Source organism: Methanoculleus sediminis (genome assembly GCF_001017125.1).
GTDB classification, from domain to species: Archaea; Halobacteriota; Methanomicrobia; order Methanomicrobiales; family Methanoculleaceae; genus Methanoculleus; species Methanoculleus sediminis.
On sequence record NZ_JXOJ01000001.1, the window covers coordinates 92,515 to 116,360 of the forward strand.

The 23,846-nt window shown below is 61.4% G+C and carries 22 protein-coding genes and 2 tRNA genes; 15 read left to right on the plus strand and 9 right to left on the minus strand.

Translation table 11 applies throughout. From position 1 onward, the window contains the following. Positions 1-587: 587 nt before the first annotated feature. From SZ63_RS00485 to minD, 4 genes are all read right to left on the minus strand, one after another. Positions 588-1,445, minus strand: coding sequence for a damage-control phosphatase ARMT1 family protein (locus tag SZ63_RS00485; RefSeq protein WP_048179485.1), 858 nt, complete (start codon positions 1,443-1,445; stop codon positions 588-590). A gap of 42 nt (positions 1,446-1,487) precedes the next feature. Beyond that, positions 1,488-1,561, minus strand: a tRNA-Pro gene (locus SZ63_RS00490). 63 nt (positions 1,562-1,624) lie between these two features. Next, positions 1,625-1,831, minus strand: coding sequence for a hypothetical protein (locus SZ63_RS00495; RefSeq protein WP_241481201.1), 207 nt, complete (start codon positions 1,829-1,831; stop codon positions 1,625-1,627). Continuing rightward, positions 1,828-2,613 carry a cell division ATPase MinD gene (gene minD, locus SZ63_RS00500; RefSeq protein ID WP_048179488.1) on the minus strand — a complete coding sequence of 262 codons (786 nt, stop codon included), beginning with the start codon at positions 2,611-2,613 and terminating at the stop codon, positions 1,828-1,830. Before minD ends, SZ63_RS00495 begins: the two co-directional genes overlap by 4 nt. Positions 2,614-2,926: 313 nt before the next feature. On the opposite strand from minD, the gene SZ63_RS00505 reads away from it, so the two are divergent. Next, on the plus strand, positions 2,927-3,328 hold the full coding sequence (locus tag SZ63_RS00505; protein ID WP_241481202.1) for a roadblock/LC7 domain-containing protein: 402 nt from the start codon (positions 2,927-2,929) through the stop codon (positions 3,326-3,328). Beyond that, entirely contained in the window at positions 3,328-3,963 is a 636-nt protein-coding gene (locus SZ63_RS00510) for a response regulator (protein ID WP_048179494.1), read from the plus strand. The genes SZ63_RS00505 and SZ63_RS00510 overlap by 1 nt, the downstream gene beginning before the upstream one ends. Positions 3,964-4,036: 73 nt before the next feature. On the opposite strand, the gene SZ63_RS00515 is transcribed toward SZ63_RS00510, so the two are convergent. After that, positions 4,037-4,468, minus strand: coding sequence for a phosphate-starvation-inducible PsiE family protein (locus SZ63_RS00515; protein ID WP_048179499.1), 432 nt, complete (start codon positions 4,466-4,468; stop codon positions 4,037-4,039). 189 nt (positions 4,469-4,657) lie between these two features. Here SZ63_RS00515 and SZ63_RS00520 point away from each other — a divergent pair. The 10 genes from SZ63_RS00520 (at position 4,658) to SZ63_RS12310 (ending at position 15,581) form a co-directional block, all read left to right on the plus strand. After that, positions 4,658-4,731: transfer RNA gene (locus SZ63_RS00520), tRNA-Lys, on the plus strand. A gap of 78 nt (positions 4,732-4,809) precedes the next feature. After that, positions 4,810-5,061 (plus strand): DNA-directed RNA polymerase subunit H, encoded by a 252-nt coding sequence (locus SZ63_RS00525; RefSeq protein ID WP_048179501.1) that lies wholly within the window; start codon positions 4,810-4,812, stop codon positions 5,059-5,061. A gap of 43 nt (positions 5,062-5,104) precedes the next feature. Further along, complete coding sequence (locus SZ63_RS00530) at positions 5,105-6,646, plus strand: DNA-directed RNA polymerase subunit B'' (protein ID WP_048179504.1); 1,542 nt, start codon at positions 5,105-5,107, stop codon at positions 6,644-6,646. After that, complete coding sequence (gene rpoB, locus SZ63_RS00535) at positions 6,643-8,457, plus strand: DNA-directed RNA polymerase subunit B (protein WP_048179507.1); 1,815 nt, start codon at positions 6,643-6,645, stop codon at positions 8,455-8,457. Before SZ63_RS00530 ends, rpoB begins: the two co-directional genes overlap by 4 nt. Before the next feature lie 21 nt (positions 8,458-8,478). Then, on the plus strand, positions 8,479-11,127 hold the full coding sequence (locus SZ63_RS00540) for a DNA-directed RNA polymerase subunit A' (protein WP_048179509.1): 2,649 nt from the start codon (positions 8,479-8,481) through the stop codon (positions 11,125-11,127). 8 nt (positions 11,128-11,135) lie between these two features. Continuing rightward, positions 11,136-12,296 (plus strand): DNA-directed RNA polymerase subunit A'', encoded by a 1,161-nt coding sequence (rpoA2, locus tag SZ63_RS00545; protein WP_394298768.1) that lies wholly within the window; start codon positions 11,136-11,138, stop codon positions 12,294-12,296. An 11-nt stretch (positions 12,297-12,307) separates the two neighbouring features. Further along, on the plus strand, positions 12,308-12,595 hold the full coding sequence (locus SZ63_RS00550; RefSeq protein WP_048179514.1) for a 50S ribosomal protein L30e: 288 nt from the start codon (positions 12,308-12,310) through the stop codon (positions 12,593-12,595). Between the two features lie 3 nt (positions 12,596-12,598). After that, entirely contained in the window at positions 12,599-13,048 is a 450-nt protein-coding gene (locus SZ63_RS00555) for a NusA-like transcription termination signal-binding factor (protein WP_048179516.1), read from the plus strand. Positions 13,049-13,303: 255 nt separating this feature from the next. After that, positions 13,304-14,749: a hypothetical protein gene (locus SZ63_RS00560; RefSeq protein WP_241481203.1), complete on the plus strand. Its 1,446-nt coding sequence runs from the start codon at positions 13,304-13,306 to the stop codon at positions 14,747-14,749. Positions 14,750-14,996: 247 nt separating this feature from the next. Next, on the plus strand, positions 14,997-15,581 hold the full coding sequence (locus SZ63_RS12310) for a GNAT family N-acetyltransferase (protein WP_052959016.1): 585 nt from the start codon (positions 14,997-14,999) through the stop codon (positions 15,579-15,581). A gap of 141 nt (positions 15,582-15,722) precedes the next feature. Here the strand turns inward: SZ63_RS12310 and SZ63_RS00570 are convergent, their stop codons facing one another. The 3 genes from SZ63_RS00570 to SZ63_RS00580 all read right to left on the minus strand — a co-directional run bounded on the left by SZ63_RS00570 (position 15,723) and on the right by SZ63_RS00580 (position 19,564). Next, complete coding sequence (locus tag SZ63_RS00570; protein WP_048179521.1) at positions 15,723-16,757, minus strand: DUF1786 domain-containing protein; 1,035 nt, start codon at positions 16,755-16,757, stop codon at positions 15,723-15,725. A 300-nt stretch (positions 16,758-17,057) separates the two neighbouring features. After that, a complete protein-coding gene (gene nrdD / locus SZ63_RS00575) occupies positions 17,058-19,253 on the minus strand; it encodes an anaerobic ribonucleoside-triphosphate reductase (protein ID WP_048179522.1) in 2,196 nt (731 codons plus the stop codon). After that, the gene (locus SZ63_RS00580) at positions 19,250-19,564 is read right to left on the minus strand and encodes a glutaredoxin family protein (protein ID WP_394298766.1); all 315 of its coding nucleotides are present in this window, start codon (positions 19,562-19,564) and stop codon (positions 19,250-19,252) included. The genes nrdD and SZ63_RS00580 overlap by 4 nt, the downstream gene beginning before the upstream one ends. Positions 19,565-19,752: 188 nt before the next feature. Between SZ63_RS00580 and thpR the strand changes: the two genes are divergently transcribed. Both thpR and cca read left to right on the plus strand, forming a co-directional pair. Next, positions 19,753-20,292: an RNA 2',3'-cyclic phosphodiesterase gene (thpR, locus tag SZ63_RS00585; RefSeq protein ID WP_048179525.1), complete on the plus strand. Its 540-nt coding sequence runs from the start codon at positions 19,753-19,755 to the stop codon at positions 20,290-20,292. Beyond that, positions 20,289-21,662: a CCA tRNA nucleotidyltransferase gene (gene cca / locus SZ63_RS00590; RefSeq protein ID WP_048179526.1), complete on the plus strand. Its 1,374-nt coding sequence runs from the start codon at positions 20,289-20,291 to the stop codon at positions 21,660-21,662. The genes thpR and cca overlap by 4 nt, the downstream gene beginning before the upstream one ends. Positions 21,663-21,691: 29 nt before the next feature. On the opposite strand, the gene SZ63_RS13130 is transcribed toward cca, so the two are convergent. Beyond that, positions 21,692-23,086 (minus strand): PAS domain S-box protein, encoded by a 1,395-nt coding sequence (locus tag SZ63_RS13130; protein ID WP_052959018.1) that lies wholly within the window; start codon positions 23,084-23,086, stop codon positions 21,692-21,694. Between the two features lie 313 nt (positions 23,087-23,399). Between SZ63_RS13130 and SZ63_RS00600 the strand changes: the two genes are divergently transcribed. Continuing rightward, positions 23,400-23,816, plus strand: a complete 417-nt coding sequence (locus tag SZ63_RS00600) for a hypothetical protein (RefSeq protein WP_048180702.1) — start codon at positions 23,400-23,402, stop codon at positions 23,814-23,816. Positions 23,817-23,846: the final 30 nt, after the last annotated feature.

The following is a 23,846-nucleotide window of genomic DNA, read 5'->3' on the forward strand; positions in this document are numbered from 1 at the left end:
CATTCGCACCTTCGGTGCTCAACCTCCCGCCGGTCGGCATTCGCACCTTCGGTGCTCAACCTCCCGCCGGTCGGCATTCGCACCTTCGGTCCGTTGCTCTTCATGTGAGATCGTATCGCCTTCCCCGGAAAAACCGCTTCGTCCCGGGTCGCGGACGATGCAGGCAGTAAAAAGGTGAGGTGGGGTTGGCCTCACGGAATGAGGTGGGGGGCCACACCCGAAGGCTTCATAGTCCGGTGTAATCTCGCTTGTGGTTGCTGAGCGCTGGTCCAGAGGCATCGGGTGCCCCCGAACCGAACCCTTACATCGTTGGTGGTGTAGTTGGCTGTGGTGATTGCTGATGGAATTGAATGACTGGTGATTGCTGGGTGTGGTAGTTCCCCGCTCCAGTATCTATTCAACCAATTATATATTATTTTCCAATAAATATCTAAATGAATATAATTCCCGAAATGCCAAAGCCGGGTTTCATACGCTTTCCTTAACCGGGAGAAGGATGCATATTCCGGAAATATGCTGCCGAAATGGTTATATATTCACGGCCTGCGGGCGGTACCTCCCGTGGTTGAACAGGCACCCGCGCCGGTTTACTCACGAAGGAGGGCAACCCGTGAACCGACCGGGATGCCGATATCCGCGCCGATCGGGCTGCATTTCACCGACATCAGGTAGGCGACGGGAGGGAGGTCGCGATCTTCGGAGAGCGACTCGTAGTTGGCCATGCCCTTCGCGATGACGAGCGTCGCGCGATCGAGAGCATCGGCAAGCGCCGGCGGGGCAAGCTCGCGGTTGAGCCCGAGTTCGGCGACTCCGTCCGTGTTGGGGGTGAGCAGGTCGACCCGGCGGTCGAGCCCGAGCGCCACGGCATCCTCCATCGTTGCGTCGTTTAAGATCGGGGCGCCCCGGACGGCGAAGGTGACGTGCGACCCGCTTTTCTTGAGGTAATCGGCGAAAAGGGCATCAAAGACGATCTCTCCGCAGTTGTCTGCGAGGTAGACCACCCGGGAGGCGTGCCCCTCGATCCCGGCGGTGTCGTCGATGGTCAGCCCCGCCGCAAACTCCCGGCGGAAGAACTCGACGAAGTTGTCGGTGACGGTATGGGCTTTCGAACCGTAGTCCAGCGTGTTCCCGATGACCGATGCAAGCGCAAGGTCGCGGAACGTCGAAAGATCGCCACGCACCTTCCGGCAGACCGCCGCTGCGTCCTCATTGTTGCCCTTCTTCAATGACCGGTAGGGGTCGTCGTCGCCGATCATCCGGTAGGCGAGCCGGTGCACCCGGCTCGCGATGACGGGTGCGGGCACCGGGTCGGCGATGATGCGTCGGAGAAGGTCCCGGCACGCATCGACGATCTCGGAGACGCGCAGGGGATCGTCGATGCAGAGCCGGCTCTCGTATTCGACCCGGCTGATCAGGCAATCCGTGCAGCTTGCAGTCAACTTCATGCTACGGATAACTCTGTCGGGAACAGAGAAAAAATGGTTTGATGGGGCCACTGCGATTTGAACGCAGGTCAGAAGACCCCCAGTCTCCTAGGATGGCCAGGCTACCCTATGGCCCCTTCCTTATTAGATATGTTCGAATTACACATATATCTTCGCTTTGCGGAGGCGGGGTAGAATCTCTATCCGCGGGCGTTCTTATACTCCTCGACGCTTCTTGTCAGTTGTTCCAGTTCGCTGCCGGTGATCTCCATTCTGCCGGTCAATGACTCGACCTCTTTGAGAAGCTGCTGGATGCGCACGTACATCACGTACATGATAAACAGCAGGCAAACGATGGTTACCGAGAGCAGGACTATCATGATTGCGTTAATATCCATAGTCATCATGGTTCTCTCCTGAATAGTGCGCGGGCGAACCGCTCAACAAATCCTTCCTGCACCTTGTGCGGCTCCTCCAGAACGGGGATGCCCGCCAACGTGGCTGCAATTCTTCTGAACGCTTTCGATGATTCGGATCCTGGTGATTTGACGACGACCGGTGTCTTTGCCGCTGCAGCCCTTCGTACGTTTGCGTCTTCGGGCACCGTATCGATGATCGATACGCCGAGGGTCTTCTCGATCTTTCTCCGGTTCATGTCGGTCTCTTCCAGTATCGCCCGGTTGAGGATAGCCCCCCCGATGGTACCGCCGACTGTCTCCGTCAGGATCTTGATCTTCAGAGCATCTACGATCGAAGAGATCTCGGGGTTCACGACCAGCAAGACCTCGTCTGCCACGGTGAGCGGTACGACTCCGTCCGTGCCGATACCGGCGGGTGCATCGAGAAGCAGGAAATCACAACGGTCGGTGAGATCGCACATCACGTCTCTAAGCCGCTCCGGGTTCGCGTTCTGGAACCCCTGGAGCGAGAGGCCGCTGGGTACAACCTTGAGACCGTACGGCCCCTCGTACATCGCATCCTGGATTGACGCCGTCCCTGCCAGAACCTCGTGGAGCGTGATCGGGGTCTCTGCAAGCCCCAATACCAGCCCGAGATTGGCCATCCCGACATCCGTATCGACGATACACGTCTCCCTGCCATGCTGAGCCAGTGCTGTTCCCAGGTTTGCGGTGACGGTCGTCTTCCCGGTCCCCCCTTTTCCGGAGGCGATAGTGTAGGCCCTGATCATCCAAAACCGTCTCAAGGATAGATCGTAGTTTTCAGACATAAACTTATTTATTTGCCCCTCCTGATTGGAGGAGATAAATGCACTTTTTGAAGATGGAAATACTTTTTCTCGGAAAAGCCCGAATGGAAAATGTCTGGAACCTTTTTTATGACCGGATTTCACGATTATATCGTGGGCCGGTCGAGTTGCGGCAACAGGAGTTCTTCGTTTCAGGGGCTGCGATTCCCTATTGAGCGTGGTAAAAGCGAGTTGGCAAATCGGTTCGATGCAATGCAGATTCGATATTCATATATGATGCGACGCAGATACCTCAGTGAGATATCTCGGGGTTAATCTGATGAGCCGTCATCCCTTCATGGAAGAGAGTGCCCAAAGGCACATCGATGAGGTCCGGTCCGTTGTCGGTGTTGCCGCATGCGCTCTCGTATCCAGTGATGGCAGAATTTTGGGTAAACACTTCCCGGAAGGTGACCTTACATCGTCGCTTTTCGCAGCAATGTGTGCAACGATCCTCGCATCGGCAGAGGCGGCCTGCGGCAGCGTCGATGTAGAGCGACCGTTCCTGGTCGCCGTTGCCTCGGCCGACGCTACAATCCTCATCGTGAGTGTCGGGGAGGCCGCCCTGATCGCGGCGGTAATTGATAAGTCAGCGGATCTACCAACCGTACAGAGACAGTTATTGGACATAGCAGTCGGGATTGGAGAGGTGGCATGATGTATACGATACTGGTTGTCGACGATAGCCCCATGATCGTCGATGTTTTTGTTACCATGCTGGAGCGTGGCGGCTATCGGCCGATCACCGCCTTCAGTGGCGAGGAGTGTCTTGAGGCCCTGAATGCGACCCCTCCCGACCTGGTGCTTCTGGACATCATGATGGAGCCGATGGACGGCTGGGAGACACTCGAACGGATCAAGGCCAACCCCGCAACGCGGGATATCCCGGTCCTCATGCTGACCGCCAAACCTCTCACGCCCGAGGAGGCGAACGAATACGGCTCCTATATCGAGGACTATATCCTCAAGCCCACCACCCATCACCAGCTCTACGAGGCCATCGAGCACGTGCTGGCGCGCCGGTACTCCATCGCCGCCGACATCGAGCGGGCGCGCGAAGCCGGTGTGGACCCGCAGATCGTCGGCGAGTACGAGCGTCTCGCAAAAAGCGTCGATATCAACCGCCGCCTCTTAAAGATCCTTGAGACGACCTACAGCATCAAGGATGCCCGGGCGGGCATGGGCGAGGACATCACGAGGGCCATAAAGAGCATGGCGGCGAGCATCAAGATTCAGGAAGAACGGCTGAATCAGGTTCGCACCCAGTTTGAAGATTTTTTCGTAGCGCGCTGAACGTTCTCGCTTCCAAAATCAGCGTTTTGACGCCCCGTCCGGTATCGCTTCGGATCCCTGCTCCTTCTTGCCCCTAGTTGCTATCTGCGCGTTCCTGCTTCCCGATATAGACGATCGCGATCGTCAGCACGAGGATCGCCGCGAGCGTCATCCCGATATCGACGGGTTCGAGGGGTTCGACCCCGAAAGTCAGCACTCGCCGCACCATTGCGGTGATGCCTGCAATCAGGATCGGCGTCACGAGCACTCTGTTTGTCCTGAAATACGCCGTCACCGTCTCCAGAATCTCAACGATGATGAGGGTCAGAAGGAGCGCGTGCAGCACCCCGAGTATCCCCTGCGTCATGTCTTCGGCGTGGATGAGCACTGCTACCTGGAGGATGACGTCGTAGAACGAGAAGATCGCGAGCAGGGAGAGCGAGGCGGCGATGAGCAGGTAGATGCCCAGCGTTACCCATGATATGGCGGATATGGCCTTGTCTGCATGAGATTTGGAGGGAATCATGGGGCACCCTGATCCGGGAAATACGTATATAGACGGGATGTCCGAGGAGCATTAAACATTCCGGTAAGTCTGCAGTGGGTTGATAATTGAAAGGTTTATATCGTTAGACTGCGAATGATATGATACGCCTGCAAGTAAGTTATTTATACTATTCTCGCATTGTAATAATGCTGGATGGCAGTACGCGCGGGGCCTATAGCTCAGTTAGGTAGAGCGCCTGGCTTTTAACCAGGTGGTCGGGGGTTCAAATCCCCTTGGGCCCGTTGCCATGGGCGATGTCTATGGATTTTAACAAGGTGATGTATCTGATACGCAACTTTTTCGTCGGTGAGGTGTAGGTGATGGGCACAACACTCGACGTACTCAACCATGAGATGGTTCCGGACCATCAAATTATGGGCGAAGAAGAGGTCGCCGACCTTCTTGCGACGTACCATATAACTCTAGAGCAATTGCCGAAAATCTACCACGACGATCCTGCAGTGAAGACTATCGGTGGCGAGGTCGGGAACGTCATCCGGATCATTCGCGACAGTCGCACCGCGGGCAGAGCCGAAGCCTACAGGCTCGTTGTGAAGAGACCGAAGAAATAAATTCAGAGGCCGGGAGCTGATCCATCTGTTAGACAGAAGTGTTTTGTCGAGAGCATATTTTGCGCGGGAGCACGTAGCGCGCCACCAGTTAGACTCTTATAACAATTTCCTCCTGCACAACCTTCAGAAAGTCGTCGACGAGCAGCGCATCATCGAGACCGATATCGAGACCCGCGGGAAGGGAAAGGAGGCCGTATGGGTTGAACTGGGCAAGGTCGAGGTGAAGAAACCTCTTGTCCGTGAGGCGGACGGATCGCAGTCCGAACTCTTCCCGAGCGAGGCGCGCCTGAGAAACCTCACCTATGCGGCGCCCATTCAACTCGAGATGACGCTTGTCCAGGGCGAAGAAGCGCAGGACCCGATCGTCACCATCATCGGGCAGTTGCCGGTGATGGTGGGCTCGGCCGCCTGCAACCTCTACAACATGAGCGACGCCGAGCGGATCGAGCACGGCGAAGATCCCCTCGATCCCGGCGGCTACTTCGTCGTCAACGGTACGGAACGGGTGCTGATGACGCTCGAGGATCTCGCCTCGAACAAGATCATGACCGAGTTCACCGAGCGCTACAACGAGCGGATCTACGTAGCGAAGGTCTTCTCGCAGTACCGGGGCTACCGCGCGCTCGTGATCGTCGAGCGGAACAGGAAGAACCTGCTCGAGGTCTCGTTCCCCTCGGTCGCCGGGCACCTCCGCTTCGTCGACCTGATGCGGTCGCTGGGGCTGCAGGGCGACCACGACATCGTTGAGGCGGTCTCGACCGACGAGGAGATCCTCACCTTCATGATGCAGAACCTGGAAGAGAGCGAGTGCGACACCGTCGACGACGGCGTCATGTATGTGGGCAAGAAGCTCGCACCCAACCAGACGCGGGACTACCAGCGGAAACGTGCGGAGTTCGTCCTCGACAACTACCTCCTGCCGCACTTGAACTACCTGATGCCGGTGGGCTTGAAAGAGGAGGATCCCGGATACCGGACGGCGGTCGAGGGCGTCCGCCTCGCAAAGGCGCACTTCCTCGGCCGCATGGCCGAGGCCTGTTTCGACCTGGTGCTCGATCGGCGCCGGATCGACGACAAGGACCATTACTCGAACAAGCGGTTGAAACTTGCCGGCGACCTGATGGAAGATCTCTTCCGGATCTCGCTCAATCGTTTGACGCGCGACGTGAAGTACCAGCTCGAGCGCGCCAGCATGCGTCACCGCGATCTCTCGATCGGGACCGCCGTGCGCGCGGACGTCCTGACCGAGCGGCTGCTGCACCCGCTTGCCACCGGCAACTGGGTGGGCGGGCGCACCGGCGTCTCGCAGCTCCTCGACCGGGTGGATCACATGGCGGTGCTCTCGCACCTTCGCCGTGTGATCTCCCCGCTCTCCCGCTCGCAGCCTCACTTCGAGGCCCGTGACCTGCACCCCACCCAGTGGGGGCGGATCTGTCCGAGCGAGACACCTGAGGGTCCGAATTGTGGACTGGTGAAGAACTTCGCCCAGATGGTCGAGATCAGCAAGGGCGTAATCAACGAAGAGGAAGTGAAGAACATTCTGTACGATATGGGTGTCATCGCCCTCCGGAGAGAGACGGCATGAGACAGTCACGTGTCTTCGTCGACGGAGCCCTTATCGGGCTTGTGGACGACCCGCGGGAACTGGTCGAGCGGATGCGCGAAATGCGCCGGCGCGGCGAGATCTCCTCCGAGGTCAACGTATCCTACAAGGAATTCAACAACGACGTCATCATCCATACCGATCGCGGCAGGGCACGCCGGCCGCTGATCGTGGTCAGGGACGGTGTGCCGCAGGTAACCGACGACGACATCGAGCGTCTCCGAAACGGCGAGACAATCTTCGAGGACGTGGTGCGGAAGGGCGCGATCGAGTTCGTCGACGCCGAAGAGGAGGAAGACCTCTTCATCGCCATCAATGAGGCGGACCTCACTCCCGAGCACACGCATCTCGAGATCGATCCCTCGCTCATCCTGGGTATCGGTGCGGCGCACGTCCCGTTCCCCGAGCACAATGCCAGTCCCCGTGTCACCATGGGCGCCGGGATGGTCAAGCAGGCGCTCGGCTTCGGGGCATCGAACATGAAACTCCGCCCCGACACCCGGGGGCACATGCTCCACTACGGCCAGAAGCCGCTCACCTTCACCCAGACATCCGACGTGATCGGCTCCGACGATCGGCCCGCGGGCCAGAACTTCGTCGTCGCCATCATCTCGTATGAAGGGTTCAACATTGAGGATGCGCTCATCATCAACAAGGCATCCATCGACCGCGGCCTCGGACGTTCGCACTTCTTCCGCACCTACGACGGCGAAGAGCGGCGATACCCCGGCGGCCAGGTCGACCGGATCGAGATCCCGGACGAAGAGGTCTCCGGCGCGCACGGTGCCGAGTTCTACGCGAACCTGGACATCGACGGCGTCATCAATCCCGAGACGGTCGTCCGCGAGAAGGACGTGCTGATCGGGAAGACTTCTCCGCCCCGGTTCCTCGAAGAGCCGACGAGCGAGCTCATCGCCGTCGAAAAGAGGCGCGACACCTCGGTCACGATGCGGAGCAACGAGCACGGCATCGTGGACACCGTCATCATCACCGAGGGCGAGAACTCCTCGCGTCTGGTGAAGGTCCGGACCCGCGACCTCCGGGTGCCGGAGATCGGCGACAAGTTCGCGTCCCGGCACGGGCAGAAGGGCGTCATCGGGCTGATTCAGCCTTCGGCGGATATGCCGTTCACCGAGTCGGGCATGACGCCCGACCTGATCATCAACCCCCACGCCGTCCCGAGCCGTATGACCATCGGGCATATGCTCGAGATGCTGGGCGGCAAGGTCGGCTCGCTCGAGGGGCACCGGATCGACGCGACCGCGTTCCGCGGCGAGCGCGAGACGGCTCTGCGGAGTTCGCTCAAAGAACTCGGCTTTTCGCACAACGGGCGCGAAGTCATGTACGACGGCATCACCGGCCGGCAGTTCGCGGCCGATATCTACATCGGCGTCATCTACTACCAGAAGCTCTACCACATGGTCTCGAGCAAGATGCACGCGCGGTCGCGCGGCCCCGTGCAGGTGCTCACCCGCCAGCCGACCGAAGGACGTGCCCGCGAGGGTGGTCTCCGGTTCGGTGAGATGGAGCGGGACGTGATGATCGGCCACGGCGCGGCGATGGCCCTGAAAGAGCGGCTGCTCGACGAGTCGGACAAGGTGACCCAGTGGGTCTGCGCGAAGTGCGGTATGGTGGCGATGGTCGACCGGAAGAGGAAGGTGACGCGGTGTCTTGCCTGCGGCAGTGAGACCGATATCTACCCAGTCGAGATGAGCTACGCCTTCAAGCTCCTCCTCGACGAGATGAAGAGCATGGGCATCGCTCCCCGCCTGAGACTCGACGATATGGTGTAAGAGAGGGGGCGCAATCAAACTATGACCAGTCCAAAACGTGTTGGAAGGATCGAGTTCGGGCTCTTCTCCCCGAAGGAGATCCGCAAGATGAGTGTTCGAAAGATCATCTGGGCGGACACCTACGACGACGACGGGTTTCCCTACCCGCAGGGCCTGATGGACCTGAACCTCGGCGTCATCGACCCCGGTCTCCGGTGCAAGACCTGCGACCAGAAAGCGGCCGACTGTCCGGGCCACTTCGGGCACATCGAGCTCGCGAAGCCCGTCATCCACGTCGGCTACACCCGGCTGATCCGGAAACTGCTGCGGGTAACCTGCAGGTCGTGTTCCCGGCTGCTGATGACGGCCGAAGAGGTCGAGAAGATCGTCGGCCACGAGGACAGCGAGCTCGCGGGCGAGATCGTCTCCGAGAAAGACATCAAGAAAGAGCGGGTCTGCCCCCACTGCGGGGAGCAGCAGCTCAAGATCAACTTCGAGAAACCCACCACCTTCTCCGAGGTCTTCGTGGAAGACGGGCGCAAAGTCGAGCACAAGCTGACCCCGGCCGATATCCGGGCACGCCTCGAGCGGATCCCGGACGAAGATCTCCGGGCTCTCGGGGTCAACCCGGACGTCGCGCGCCCGGAATGGACGATCCTCACCGTCCTCCCGGTCCCGCCGGTCACGATGCGCCCCTCGATCATCCTCGAGAACGGGCAGCGGTCCGAGGACGACCTGACCCACAAACTCGTGGACATCATCAGGATCAACCAGCGGTTCAAGGAGAACCAGGACGCCGGTGCGCCCCAGCTGATCATCGAGGACCTCTGGGAACTCCTGCAGTACCACGTCACCACCTACCTCGACAACGAGGTGGCGGGGTGCCCGCCCGCCCGGCACCGGAGCGGTCGGCCCTTGAAGACCCTGTCACAGCGTCTCAAGGGGAAAGAAGGCCGTTTCCGTGGCTCGCTCTCGGGTAAGCGCGTCAACTTCTCGGCCCGTACTGTGATCTCCCCCGACCCGAACCTCTCGATCGGCGAGGTGGGGATACCGCTCGCCATCGCGAACGAGATGACGCTTCCGATCCGGGTGACCCAGTTCAACATCGAGGAGATGCGGCAGTATGTCCTGAATGGTCCCGAGCGTCCCACCATCCGGTCGCCCTGCGGCGCAAACTACGCCATCCGGCCGGACAACCGGAGAATGCGTCTCTCCGAAGCGAACCTTGAGACGGTCGCGGAGATGATCGAGCCGGGCTGGACGGTGGAGCGGCAGTTAAAGGGTAACGACATCGTCCTCTTCAACCGGCAGCCCTCGCTGCACCGGATGAGCATCATGGCCCACCGGGTCGTCGTGATGGACGGGAAGACGTTCCGGCTGAACCCGGCGGTCTGTCCCCCCTACAACGCCGACTTCGACGGCGACGAGATGAACCTGCATATCCCGCAGACCGAGGAGGCGCGGGCCGAAGCCGAGATCCTGGTCTCGGTCTCGTCGAACATCCTCTCGCCGAGGACCGGCGGCCCGATCATCGGGGGTATCCACGACCACATCTCGGGTATCTTCCTCCTGACGCATACCGTCCGCCACTTCAGCAAGGACGAGGTGCTCTACCTCACCCAGCACCTGGATGTCGAGCACCTGCCCGAGCCGGACCGGATAGACGAGAACGGCAACCCCCTCTGGACGAACAAGCAGGTTTTCTCGCTTGTCCTCCCCGACAACCTGAACATGGTCTTCAAGGCCTCGTCGTGCCAGAACTGCGAGACCTGCCGGCGCGGGATGTGCGAGAACGACGCGTTCATCCGGATCGTCAACGGGAACCTGATCTCCGGCACCATCGACAAGAAGGGGATCGGTGCGTTCGACGGCCAGATCCTGCACCGGATCATCAGGCAGCACGGCATGAAGCGGGCTGCCCGGTTCATCGACGACGTGACGAAGCTCTCGATCCGCGGCATCATGCTCGAAGGGTTCTCGTTCGGTATCGACGACGAAGACCTGACCAAGACCGAGTACGGCCAGATCGACGAGGTGCTCGATGGCGCCATCAGCGATGTCGACCGCCGGATCAAGATCTACAACGAGGGCCAGCTCGAGCCGATGCCCGGGCGGACGCTTGAAGAGACGCTCGAGATGCAGATCATGCAGGTGCTCGGCAAGGCCCGTGACCGCACCGGTGAGATTGCCGGCCGGCACCTCGGGATGGACAACAGCGCCGTGGTAATGGCGGTCTCCGGTGCGCGTGGGTCGATGCTGAACCTGACGCAGATGGCCGGGTGTCTCGGACAGCAGTCGGTCCGTGGCGAGCGAATCATGCGTGGCTACGAGGACAGGACGTTGCCGCACTTCAGGCGGAACGAGCGCGGCGCCGAGGCGCACGGGTTCATCACCAACAGTTACAAGAGCGGTCTCTCTCCCACCGAGTTCTTCTTCCACGCCATCGGTGGGCGTGAGGGTCTTGTGGACACTGCGGTCAGGACGTCGCAGAGCGGGTACCTCCAGCGGCGGATGATCAACGCCCTGCAGGACCTCAAGGTGGCGTACGACGGCACCGTCCGGACGACGGGTGGTCGGATCATCCAGTTCCGCTACGGCGAGGACGGAACCGACCCCGGAAGGAGCAGCTACGGCGCCCCGGTGGACGTGAAGGGTATCATCGAGAGCGTGCTAAAGGAGGAGGTCAAATGAACAGCGATATGGAGCAGCGGATCGATTCCCTCGATCTGCCTTACCGGACGCGGGAAGACCTCAAAGTGAGTCTTGCGGATCAGGATGTCACCGAGGAGCAGTTCGAGCAGATCCTCGAGATGGTCTTTTCGGAGTACCAGAAGAGCCGGATCGAGCCCTGCGAGGCGGTCGGCGTCGTGGCGGCGCAGTCGATCGGCGAGCCCGGCACCCAGATGACGATGCGTACGTTCCACTACGCGGGTGTGGCCGAGATCAACGTTACCCTCGGTCTCCCCCGCCTGATCGAGATCATGGACGCCCGGCGCGAGCCGAGCACCCCCACGATGGCGGTCCACTTGCTGGACGACTGGGCGTTCAACCGCGACCGCGCCCGCGAGGTGAGCTGGCAGATCGAGGCCGCGCCGCTCCACGAGTTCGGGGATATCACCATCGACATGGAGAATATGCAGGTCCTCGTCATGTTGAACAAGGCGGTCTGCGACCGGCGCAAGATCTCGATCGACGAGATCCTCGAGGCAGGGCCGAGGAAGATGCGTGAAAAGCGGCACTTCCGCGACTTTGATGTCGAGGGTGACCCGAAAAGGGCCGCGCTCACGTTCACTCCGAAGAACCGGGAGAGCTACCAGAACCTCTTCCAGCTCGCGGAACACGTCAGGCACGTCATCGTCCAGGGTATCGACGATATCGAGCGGGTCGTCGTCAGAAAGGAAGGCGGAGAGTATATCCTTTATACTGAGGGCTCCAACCTAAAAGATGTCTTCGAAGTCGAAGGAGTCGATACCTCCCGCACCCGGAGCAACAACATCAGCGAGATCGCCGATGTGCTCGGTATCGAGGCCGGCCGGAATGCAATCATCCAGGAGGCCTTAAGCACCCTGAACGAACAGGGTATCGGCGTCGATGTCCGTCATATCATGCTCGTCGCGGATATGATGTGCATGGAGGGTGAGGTCAAGCAGATCGGCCGGCACGGTATTGCCGGCGAGAAGGAGAGTGTCCTTTCCCGGGCTGCATTCGAAGTGACGGTCAACCATCTGCTGGATGCTGCAATCGCGAACGAGGTGGACGAACTAAACGGCGTCACCGAGAACGTGATCGTGGGCCAGCCTATCCAGCTTGGCACCGGTGATGTGAAACTCATCGCAAAACCCATAAACCTGAAAATCTAGGAGAAATCATAATGGACTTTAATGCTTCACTACGCAAAGCCGTGAAGACTGGTACCGTGTTTCTGGGTCGGAACAAGACCCAGGAATCCATCAAAGAAGGTAAGGCCAAACTTGTTGTAGTGGCCAGGAACAGCCCGGAATCCGTTAAAAATCTCGTGAATGAGATCGATATCCCTGTCTACGTCTACGAAGGCTCGAGTGTCCAGCTCGGCAAAGCCTGCGGCATGCCGTACGTCGTCAGTGCGCTCGCCGTAGTCGAGCCAGGCGAATCCGATATCCTGAATGCTGCGAGAGTGTAGACGATGCCACAGGTCACGCTGACTGAGGAGTGCATGCGCCTCATCTCCCAGTTTGAGAGTCTTACCGGCGCAGGCAGCCGCGATTGCATCGTCGATAACCGCAACGAGCGGATCATCTTCGTGATCAATCCCGGCGACATGGGGCTCGCTATCGGCAAGAGCGGGTCGAGCATCAAGAAGGCATCCGACGTGATGGGGAAGCGCATCGAGGTCGTGGAGTACTCCGCAGACCCGGGCCAGTTCCTCCGGAACTGCTTCCTGCCTGCCCAGGTCACCGGTATCGACTTCGACACGAACGAGGAGGATCAGCAGATCGCCCTTATCGAGGTTCGGGACGAGGACCGGGGTCTTGCCATCGGCAAAGCGGGGAAGAATATCTTCAAGGCAAAAGTTCTCGCACAGCGCCAGCACGACATCGCCGATGTCCAGCTGATGCAGAACGAGACCGCCTGAACACCTTTTTCTTAAAGTAGTCCGGCAACGTCCCCGACGATGAGCGTCCCGGGGCGGCAGGTGTGATCCCCCGGCCAGTTCTCCCGGGGGCGATTTGTGGGGGAGGTTTCGAGCGCGCTCCTACCCGGAAATTATTTATACCGGTATGCGCTCCATGAGACTCCCATGAACGGAGTTCCCGCCCGGATAGTGAAGCCCGCGCCACCTGCGGCAGAACCGGCGAACCGCGTTCGTGGAGTTCCCGGACGCCGGAGGGTGGCACCGTTGAGGTTTCTTCTCCTCGCTACCGTGGTTCTGGCGCTCTGTATCGGCATCTCCGCTCCCCTGTCGTCCGCTCTCCCCGGCTCCGACGAGAACGGCACCCCCGATGCATCGGACGAGAAGCCCGCCGTTAATAAAGTGCCGGTCACACCTGAAGAGACGGAGGAGAAGACCGCAGCACAGAAGGAGCCCGAGATTCTGATAACCGGAGAGACCACGCCTCCAGCCGAAGAGGAGCCGGAGATCCCGGAGCCGACCGAGACGACGCCGGCAACCTCCACACCTTCCCCGGTTATAACGACCCCGTCGGGTTTTACCGGGGAGACGGTTGAAACCGGCAACGAGACCGTCGATGCGGAGACGGAGGAGACACCGGTGGAAGAGCCGTCCCTGAATGCAACAAATACCACCGAATACGTCGACGACTCCGACGACGAGGAGGACGAGGAAGATACGAACCCGATACCGACTCTCGAGCGGTTTGCCCCACCGCGGCCGAGCGCGACGATGGCGAAAGCGCACTATTCCAGCGACCGCCCGCTGGTCCAGAGCGGTCACCGGATCGTCAACCCCGGCTCGCCGTACACTGCCGGGGAGGATGAGACCGGGACACTGTCCGGTGTCGCCGCACCACGCGACGGCCTCTTCGTCAGGGGTATCGGGGTGCTCCTCGACCGGACGCCCGAAGACGTCGCCCTCACCCGGAGCGGGGTGGAGATCGCGAACCTCGACTGGCTCCTCGACACGCCGATGCTTCTGGGCGGCCGGCATCCGCGGGCGGTATTCGAGGGGGAGAGATTCACCGTCACCGTGACGGTCGAGGCCAGGAACGTGACGATCACGGAGGAGAACCCTGCCTACGTCGTTCTGGTGCCGCCCCCGGACGAGACCGGGGTCTACGAGATCACCCGGACACGCGAGTTCCGGACTCTCGGGGACGGAGAACGCGGCGTCTGGGAGTTCTCGGTCGTCACCCGCACCGGGAGGCTGACGCTTGCGAACCTCACTCTCCCCGAGGAGCGGCTGGTCACCAACCTGACGTCGAACCCGAACATCTTCGCCTTCCAGGCGTACGCGCTTGCCGGCGATCAGGAGGTGCCTTCGGCGGGCTTCTCCGATCCGGTGCTCGCTATCCGGCGCGACGGGGGTGCGGAGACGGCGGAAGCGTCTTCCCTCCCCGAACTCTACGCGCTTCTTGGCACCGGGAACTCGACGCTCCGCCCGTCGGAGACGATGACCGGGGCGTGGGCGCGGGGCGTCGATCACGACACGATCGTCGCCGCGGCGGTCGGGCACCTCGAGGCCATGCAGGGTCTCGGCCTTGAAGAGATAGCGGCCATCTATGCCGCCGAAGAGGGTTCCGGGACGGAGCGGTCTGCCGGATCGCAGTCGTCGTTCTTCGACCGGATCCTGGAGTTCTTCCGGGGGCTGTTCGGGTGAGCGACGGGCCGGAGGGCCGGAGCTCGAGAAAACGCGCAGCGTTTTCGAGCAGCGACGGGCCGGAGGGCCGGAGCATGAGCACCGAAGGTGCGGACTGCGACGTCCCCCACAGGCCCACAACCCTTCTCTTTTCACAGAAGAACCATGCAGACCCGGATCGTACCCGGAATAACCGAAAGATCCCCCGCCCGCCCTCTTACAGCAGTAAGATATATTCCGTTCGTTGCCATGAATAGAATATGGCCATATGACGGAGAAAGACAGAGCGAACCGGCAGATCTACATCGAAAAAGATGGGATTACGCTGCTGTATGCCGAACCTTCGGACCGGCGCTTCATCTATGAGATGGCCTTTGAGGAGCCGGAGATCTGGCAGTCCATGCTGGCAAAGAAGGACGATTTTGATTGGTCGGAGTTGAGGGACGAAGAGGATCACTTCTTCGGCAGCGTGCCCGGGAAGAGCAAATATCTCCTGATCCAATACCGGGGTGAGATCATCGGGACGATCTCGCATACCTGCAACAACGGGCGGATCGAAAATCTGGAGCTCGACATGTGGCTCCGCTCAACAAAGTATACCGGAAAAGGCATCGGTCCTGCCGTGATAGCAATGCTGATAGACCGGCTGGTCGAAGAGCACGGCATACGAACGTTCATCGTCCGTCCGTGGCTGCAAAATGCCCGTGCCGCGAGGGCGTACGAAAAGTGCGGCTTTCGGCGGCGCAAGGATTTTGTTCCATCCGATTATTACGGGGAGTATCTGGAACGATACGGCGAGGGCGATTACGGCACGCAGGAGACCGTGAACATGGTTTTAGAAGTTGACCGGTGATCCAGCATTGCCATGGATAACGGTTCGCTCGCCTCTCTGGTGCTCTTCCCGATCAGCGCCCGCCCGGACTCCGACAGGGTATTGCCCGCGCCATGATGAACCCGGGTGACGGTGCCCGGGCCCGTGGTGAGGAGAGGAGTTTCACCTCTCCCTGAAGACCTTCCAGAGATACGCGAGCCCGAAACACCCCGAGAGCATCATGTCCCCGAAGGGTGCCGCCTGGTAAGCCTCCGGAAGCAGCCGGAGCCGGTTCGGGCCGGTGACCGCCACGGCGTCGGTTGCAAGGGGTTTGCTGACCGCCGCTCCGTGACCGCCGTCGTCGAAGACCTCTTCCGACGTCAGGGTGCCGTCGGCGAGCCGCCTGATGTAGTCCTGCAGTTTCGCAGGCTCGAGCGCGCCGGTGTGATGCTCGAAGAGGCCGTGAATCTCCCGTCCTTTCAGGGTGAAGCAGAGGGTGTGCCCGTTCCCGGCGTTGACGAGGGTCACCCCGGTCTTTGCCATGCGCCGAACCTGCGGGTCGCAGAGCGCCCCGATGAGGGCGGCCGGCCCGGTATCGGAGACGAACGCCCCCGGCGCCTGGCGCAGGACGGCCTGCATCCGGGTCATATCGGCGAGCGGCGGGTCGCTCGCGAGCGAGAGGAGATCCCAGTCCCCGGCGTTCAGCCGCTCCCGCATCAGTTCGAACCGGTGGATGCGGTTGCTCCGGTGCGGGGAGTAGCCGTGGTCCTGGACCGCTATCGCCACGTTCTCCGGGTAGCCGACGCCGAAGAGGGAGAGAGCTCCGCGGAGTTCCGGCTCCATGTAGTCGGTGGTGCGAATCCTCACCGCATCATCCTCCGGAGGGGCGGTGCGGATCTCGACGCCGAGACCTCTTACCCGTTCCGGGTCGTCGTGGAGGGTCAGAGCAGCTTCCGGCGTGGCGTAGACCGGAAGGCCTGCCGCCAGGTGCTTTCGTATCGCGCCGGTGTTCGCGCCGCCGCCCATCAGGCAGCCGTCCAGAAAGACCGGGAGTTTCGTCCGGGTCGCCTCCCGGATCTTCGCCGCCGTCACCACGGTCGGGGAGGGGAGAACCAGTTTGATGCTGTTCTCGACCGGCCGGCCGGGCTCGTAGACCAGGATGTCCTGGGTGCCCCTGCCGACGTCGATCGCAAGGAGCGGAGTCGTCAGATCGATCATATGTGGCCTCATATGCCGCCGTAGCCCCATGGCGGGCGGTCCATATCTGAATCTCCCCGCAAAACCAAAAAAGGTGCTATCGAGATGCTTCACACGAGCTCACGCGAAGAACGCGAAGCCGCGAAGTGCGAAGGGAGTTGCATACCCGGCTACCGACCTTCGCGTTCTTCGCGCCTTCGCGTGAGGTGATGGTGCAAGGGATAACAACGGGTGGCCCTGAAGGTGTGCTTCACACCTCCCGTAGCATCGGTTGTCAATAGAGGAGATTTTGTCCGGGGTCCGAAAATGGTATGATCCCGGTCAGGCATCCGCCCGGTCGGCCGCCGGGGAGATGCCGGCCGTCTTCCCCGTGTCGGGGCGCGCCGGTTTCAGTTCCCGGTACTCCTTCAGGGAGACCGTCAGGTCGCGGGTGAAGGCGAAGTAGCCGATCTGGGTCGTCCGGCAGAGGTTCATCGCCATCTCCATCAGCCCGCGGGGGTCGGGGCGCGCCTCACCGAGCCAGATATGGAAGATGTTCCCTCCGTCGACGACCGGGAAGAAGACGTGCTCGATCTCGATCCGTTTCGTGAGCGTGACCGGGGCTCCCGGGGTGACGTGCGTCCCGTTGGTGTAGTAGATGGGGAGATCGAGCGTCGTGCCGAGCATATCGAGCGCCTGCTCGGCGTTGCCCTTGATGACCCGGATCGCGTGGTCCCTGAACCGCTCGTCGAGGAGGTCGGCGACCGCGAACCGCTGGCCGGTCGTCTCCGCCGGGGTGCGGGCGAGGGCGATCGTCATGTTGTGCTTCTGTGAAAGTTCGCGGGCGTACATCTCGAGTTCGGTCATCGCCCGAACGGCGAGACGGAACGCGTCCTTCGACTCGTGGAGCTGGTGGCCGGTGAAGTGCTGCACCATCTCGTTGACCCCGACCACGCCGATGGTATAGACGAGCCCTTCGAGGTCCACGGCGACCGCACCGCGCTCGCCGGTGTTCGGGTCCTTCGGGCGCTGCATCGCAAACGGCATCCTGCCGTTCGTCCGGATCAGCGACATCCAGCGGCGCTTGATCCGGAAGAGTTCGACGGCGATGTCCATGAGCGATTTCAACTCGGCAAAGAGCCGTTCCTGGTCGCCCTCCGCCTTGTATGCCGCCCGCGGGCAGTTGATGGACATCACCTGCCAGGAGCCCATCGAGAAGTGCTTCCCCTCCCGGAAGTAGAGTTTGTCCTCGAACTCGTCGTCCTCGTCGGCGAGGGATGAGAACTGGTAGGCACAGCATTGATAGCACGAGATCCCTTCTCCGGCGCCCCGGTAGCCGGGGATCTGGTTGTCGTAGTAGGGCGTGCCGTACTTCGACGCGAGTTCGAACGTCATCAGGTAGAGGTCCTGGTAGGTGGGAAGATCCGGGTGCTCGCGGTTGAACTCCTCGTCCTCGTCGAGGAAGTCGGGCTCGATGCTGATCTCGGGTTTCGGGAAGGAGAAGGGCTTGCCCCAATAGTCCCCCTCGAGCATCACCTCCATCAGCGCCTTGAAGAGGAGCCGGACCTCCCGCTCGAATTCACCGTAGGTCCGGAGCGGCGCCTGTTCTCCGTTCCAGACCTTGCCGCGGTAGACACAGGGCTTGTCCCGCCAGAGGTTCGGGACGCCCGGAGAGAGCTGGACCGACGAGAAGACCACCTGGCCGCCGCGTGCGACCATCATCTGGGTCATCTCGTAGACGAACATCTGCATCAACTGCTTGATCTCCTCGTAGTCCATCCCCTCGAAGAAGGGCGCCATGAACGTGAGGAAATTGTAGTAGCCCTGGCCGCCGGCGAAGTTCGTCTGGGCGGAGCCGAGCGCCTTGACCGCGTGGAGGGCCGCTACCTCGGCCCTCTTCGCGGGGCCGGCGACCGAGGCCTTCGTCCCGTTCCCGTCAGGCATCAGGCCGTAGTAAAAGAAGTAGCGCAGGTCCCAATCCTGGCAGAACGGGCGGGTTCCGAAGTATTCCAGGTCGTGGACGTGGAGATCGCCGCGGAGGTGGTGATCTGCGAGATCCGGGGGGAGTTGCAGGAGATACTGCTCCTTGCTGATCTTGTCCGCCTTCTTCTTGTGGGATGTCTCGGCGTTCTCCTGGAGGTTGGCGTTGTCGTGCGCCTCGAACCCACGCCCCACGTCGATGAGGTGCGCGTCGAAGACCGGGGTTCCCACCCGGGTGCAGACGTTGCGGTAGGGGACGAGGCCGCGCTCAAGGAGCGTCATGTTGACGATCTCGCGGATCAGGGGGCCGGAGAGCGACTGGAGGCCCAGCATCTGGATCTTCCTCTCGACCCGCCGGGCGATATCCTTCGCCGTCTCCTCATCGGCTCCCTCGTAGCCGTAGAAGACCTCGACAAGCCGGCTCTCCTCCAGGATCTGCTTGACGATCCGGTTCCGGTTCCAGTCGAGGAGGTAGCCGCGGGAGGTCCGGACCTTCGGGAACGTCGGAACGAACTCCCCAAATAGAGTCGCCTGCGTCGACTTGCGCGTCAACCTCATGCCCCCGCGATCAGGTCGGCGACAAGGTCTTCCTGGAACGCGCCCCCGCTGAAGAGATCAGCGGATGTATAGAATGCGTCGCCCTTCTGCAGGACCGGTGCTTCCTGAACGAATACGCCGTTTATGCGGAGTTCGGTCAGCGCTTCGGCCGACGCCATGTCGCATTCAGCGAAAGGGACGCCCCTGGAGGCCAGGAACTCTTTGAGTATTTCGCAATTCGGGCAGAATTCCAGTGTGTATACGGTGAATTGCGTTGTATCGGAAATGGTAATACCCCCGGATGATTCGGTCACTATGTTTTCGTTTTGCACGGTTATAACAGATCTCATTCTATGCGGAGCGCTGCTTCTCATCCCGGTGCGTATTCCCGCGTCCCCGGTGCGGATACCCAAAAACCCCCGCCGCCCGGACACCCGAGCCGCCCTGCGCTCTGTTCCGACGCTCGAGCCTCCGCCGGACAATCACCATTTTGTAGGGTGAAGCACGATAGTACGGTAGTATGGTCAGGACGTTCGTTGCAATCGATCTGCCGGAGGAGATCCGGGAGCGCGCCCGTGAGTCCCAGGAGCTCCTGAGACGCTCGTCCGGGCGGCTCGCGATCGTCGACCCCGCAAACCTCCATCTCACGGTGAAGTTCCTCGGGGAGATCGATCCGGCGCAGGTCGATCCGGTCGTCGAGGCGCTCCGGGCTGTCCGGGCCGACCCCTTCAGCCTGACGGTCGGGTACGCGGTCTGCAATCCGGCGCGGAAGCCGCGGGTGATCTGGTGCGATGTCATGGACGGCGGGGAGAGCGCCGCCCTCGCCCGGCAGGTGGATGCTCTCCTTGCGCCGCTCGGGTTCTCCCGGGAGACACGTCCTTTCCGCCCCCATGTGACCCTTGCCCGGGTAAAAGAGTTCCACCCTTCGCAATGCCGGGAAGTGGAATGCACCCCGCGCGAACCGCTCGGGACCTGCCGGGTGACAGGCATCAAACTCAAGAAGAGCACGCTGACGCCCCGCGGTTCGATCTACGAAGATCTTGCGGAGGTCGCGTTTTGACCCGGTGCCCCTGCGAGGAAGAGGTGCTCAACAGGATCCGCCCCACGCCCGAAGAGCGGACTTACGTCCGTGCGATGGGAGAACGACTGATCGAGGCGGTGGAGCGTTCGGGAAAGGCGAAGGCGATGATGGTGGGCTCGGTCGCCCGCGACACCTTCGTCCGGGGCGACCGGGATCTCGACGTCTTCATGCTCTTTGACCCCGCTCTCTCCCGGGAGGAGCTGCAGGAGCAGGGGTTGGCCCTCGCGCACCGGATCGCGGAGGAGTTCGGTGCGACCTGGCGCGAGAAGTACGCGGAGCACCCCTACGTCAACGCGACGATCGATTCGCTGGACATCGATCTCGTCCCCTGCTACGCCGTCGCGAGCGCCACCGAGATCAAGAGCGCCGTGGACCGGACGCCGTTTCACACCCGCTATATCCTCGGCCACATCGGCGGCTATGCCGACGACGTCCTCCTCTTCAAACAGTTCACGAAGTCGGGCGGGGTCTACGGCTCGGATCACATGACCGAAGGGTTCTCCGGCTACCTCTGCGAGATCCTGACGATCCACTACGGGGGGTTCCACCCACTTCTTCGCGCCGCCGCCTGCTGGAGGCCCGGGGAGGTTATCGACATCGAGGGGCACGGGGCGAAGGAGTTCGAGGATCCGCTCGTCGTCATCGATCCCGTAGACCCGGAAAGGAACGTGGCGGCGGCGCTCTCGCTCTCGCGGATGTTCGAGTTCGTGGAACTCGCCCGCGGCTACCTCGCCGAGCCGTCGGAAGCGTTCTTCTGCAGGCCGCCGTCGCCGCCGCTCACCCGGGAGGTCTTCGCCCGTCTCCTCTCCGCGCGGGGGACGCATCTCTTCTCCTTCACGTTTGCGACGCCGGACTACACCCCCGATACGGTGGTCCCCCAGCTCAGGAAATCCGCCGAGTCGATCCGGGAACTCCTCGAGCGGAGCGGGTTCCCGGTCAACCGTATCGATGTCTGCATGGGGAAAGAGCGGTCCATGCTCCTCTTGGAGCTGATGGCCGAGACCGTCCCGGTGATGCGCCGGCATATCGGCCCGCCGCTCTCGACACGGGAGAACGCCGAGAAGTTCCTCGAGAAGTACGTCCGGGAGGAGGTCCTCGCCGGCCCCTACGTGGAGGACGGCCGCTACGTGGTCGAACTCCCGCGCCGGTTCACCCGGGCCGTCGACCTCCTGCGGTCGAAGACGGTCTTTGACGTGGCGCTCGGCAAGCACGTCCGCCGCTCGATGAAGCAGGGCTGGACGGTGAAGGCCGGTGCGGAGTGCTGGGACGAAGAGTTTGCCGTCTTCGTCTCCAGGTTCCTCGACCGCGCATCGCCGCTCGCGAGGATAAAGAGGCTGACGGGGAAGTAGGGACCTGCCGGCCCGGCCCCCTGCATCTCTCAACCGATCAGGGGAACCCTGCACCCCTGCACGTCGCCATCGGCTGGAGCCCCCGGTTCGTCCCGGACGGCTTTTTGCAGCGTGAACCGGAACGCTGCCCCTTTCTCCGTGGTGCCCGGCACCCGATCCTCCACCCAGATCCGGCCGCCGTAACGTTCGATGAGCACCTGCACGAGGAAGAGGCCGAGCCCTTCGCCGACGCCTCTCCTCCTCTTCTCGTAGCGGTGGAAGATCTCGCGCTTCTGATCGTCCGGGACCCCCGGGCCGGTGTCCTCGACCGAGACCCGGACGAACCCGTCTTCGTCTTCCACCCGGACGGTAATCTCGACACCGGGCCCGCCGAACTTGACTGCGTTGCCGATGAGGTTAGAAAAGACCTCGGAGAGGAGATCGTCGGCCAGCACCTGACGGTCGGTCGGAACGTAGCGGATGGCGGTTTCGGGGAACTGCGCGATCTCGTCGTGGATAACCGCGTCCAGGTCCACGTGCTTGTGCCCGGCGGACGGCTGGTGGATCCGCCGGATCGTCGAGACATTACCCAGGATCTCGATGCTCTTTCTGATACTCCGCTGGAGTTTCTCCACGTACGTCCGTGAATCGCCGTCCAGGGTCTCGATGAGCAGATCGGTATAGAGGTTCGCGACGTTCTCGGTGTTGCGGATGTCGTGCGTGAGGATGTCCAGGTAGAGGTTCGCCTCGCGGTTCGCACTGTCGAGTTCCCGGTGGAGCCGGGCAAGGTCTTCTGTGTGGCGCTGGAGCGCTTCCTCTGTCTGCTTTCGTTCGGTGATATCGGTGTACATGGCAAACGATCCGGCGAACCTGCCGTCCTCGTCCTTCCTGGCGGTTGCGGAGACCAGCACCCATCGCGCGCTGCCGTCCCTGTGCCTGAGGCGGCACTCGTACCTGGCGCCAAGACCCTGTTCTCTCGCCACCATGCGATCCCGGTGCGCGTCGAGTTCCTCGACGAACAGGAAGTCGGTTAGCGGTCGACCGAGCATCCTCTCTACCGAATAACCGAGCATGTCGGCCATTGTGCGGTTGGCGTAGGTGGTCATGTAGCGGCTGTCTATCTGGAGGATGCCCTCGTTTGCCATCTCCACGATGGAGCGGAACTTCTCCTCGCTCTTTTGCAGGGCCTCACCGGTCACCCTGCGCTCGTTTGCTTCGGCGACCAGCATCGCGAGGAGAGCCCGCTGTTTGCGAAAGACAAAGTAAGCGGCGGTCACGGCCAGCAGGGTGGTGAAGAGGACGGTGTGCATGTGGGACTCCGCGAGCGTCATGTCCGGATAGAGGTAGTCCTTCATGGACTGGTAGACACTCATCAGGACGAATGAGAATACTCCCACCTTTCCAAGCGTGAGGTAGAGGTTGATCGGCTGGGACTCGTTGTTCATGCGCACCCCGGGGTTGATACGGGACGGGACCCGCTACACGCTGCGATAACCCTGTCTACGGGGGGTTCGTGCAATACCGCTCCTGGTGGGTTTAATCGTCGAGATTTACTCTCAACCGGTTGATTTCCGCGTATAACGGCCGAAACCGGAGCAACGGCAGCGGCCCGATTGCCGATTGCATTCTCCCCCACAATACAATAAATCTTCCCGACCGTGCAGGTGTTCATACCTCTCTCCCGGAAAAACCGTTGCGCCCCCCGGTACCCCGGTGCATTTCCGATCCGTATATTACGTCGAGGTGCAATTCTCCAGCATGGATGCGGGAAAACACGTTAAGCTCGTCGGTTTCGGTATCCTCACCTGGCTCCTCCCCTTCGTCCTCTCGATCTCCCTCTATTCACCGGAGGGTGTTCCGCTCTACGACATCTTCCTGATCAAGTCGGTTCTGCTCGTCTTCTCGGCTGCGCTCGGGACTTTCCTCATTCTGGTCTACTTCAGAGGCGTGCGGGACCGCTTCGTCCGGGAAGGCGCCCTGCTCGGCGGGATATGGCTCCTGATCAACTGGGCGCTCGACACTATCATCCTCCTGCCCCTCTCGGGGATGGATGCCGGCACCTACATGGGAGAGATCGGGCTTCGCTACCTCATGATCCCGATCATCGCGGTCGGGATCGGGTATGCAGCCGAGCAGGCTGTGCGGGTTGCGACGGGCCGAAGGGCCGGAGCATGAGAAACCCGAAGGTCTTCGAGTTGCGACGGG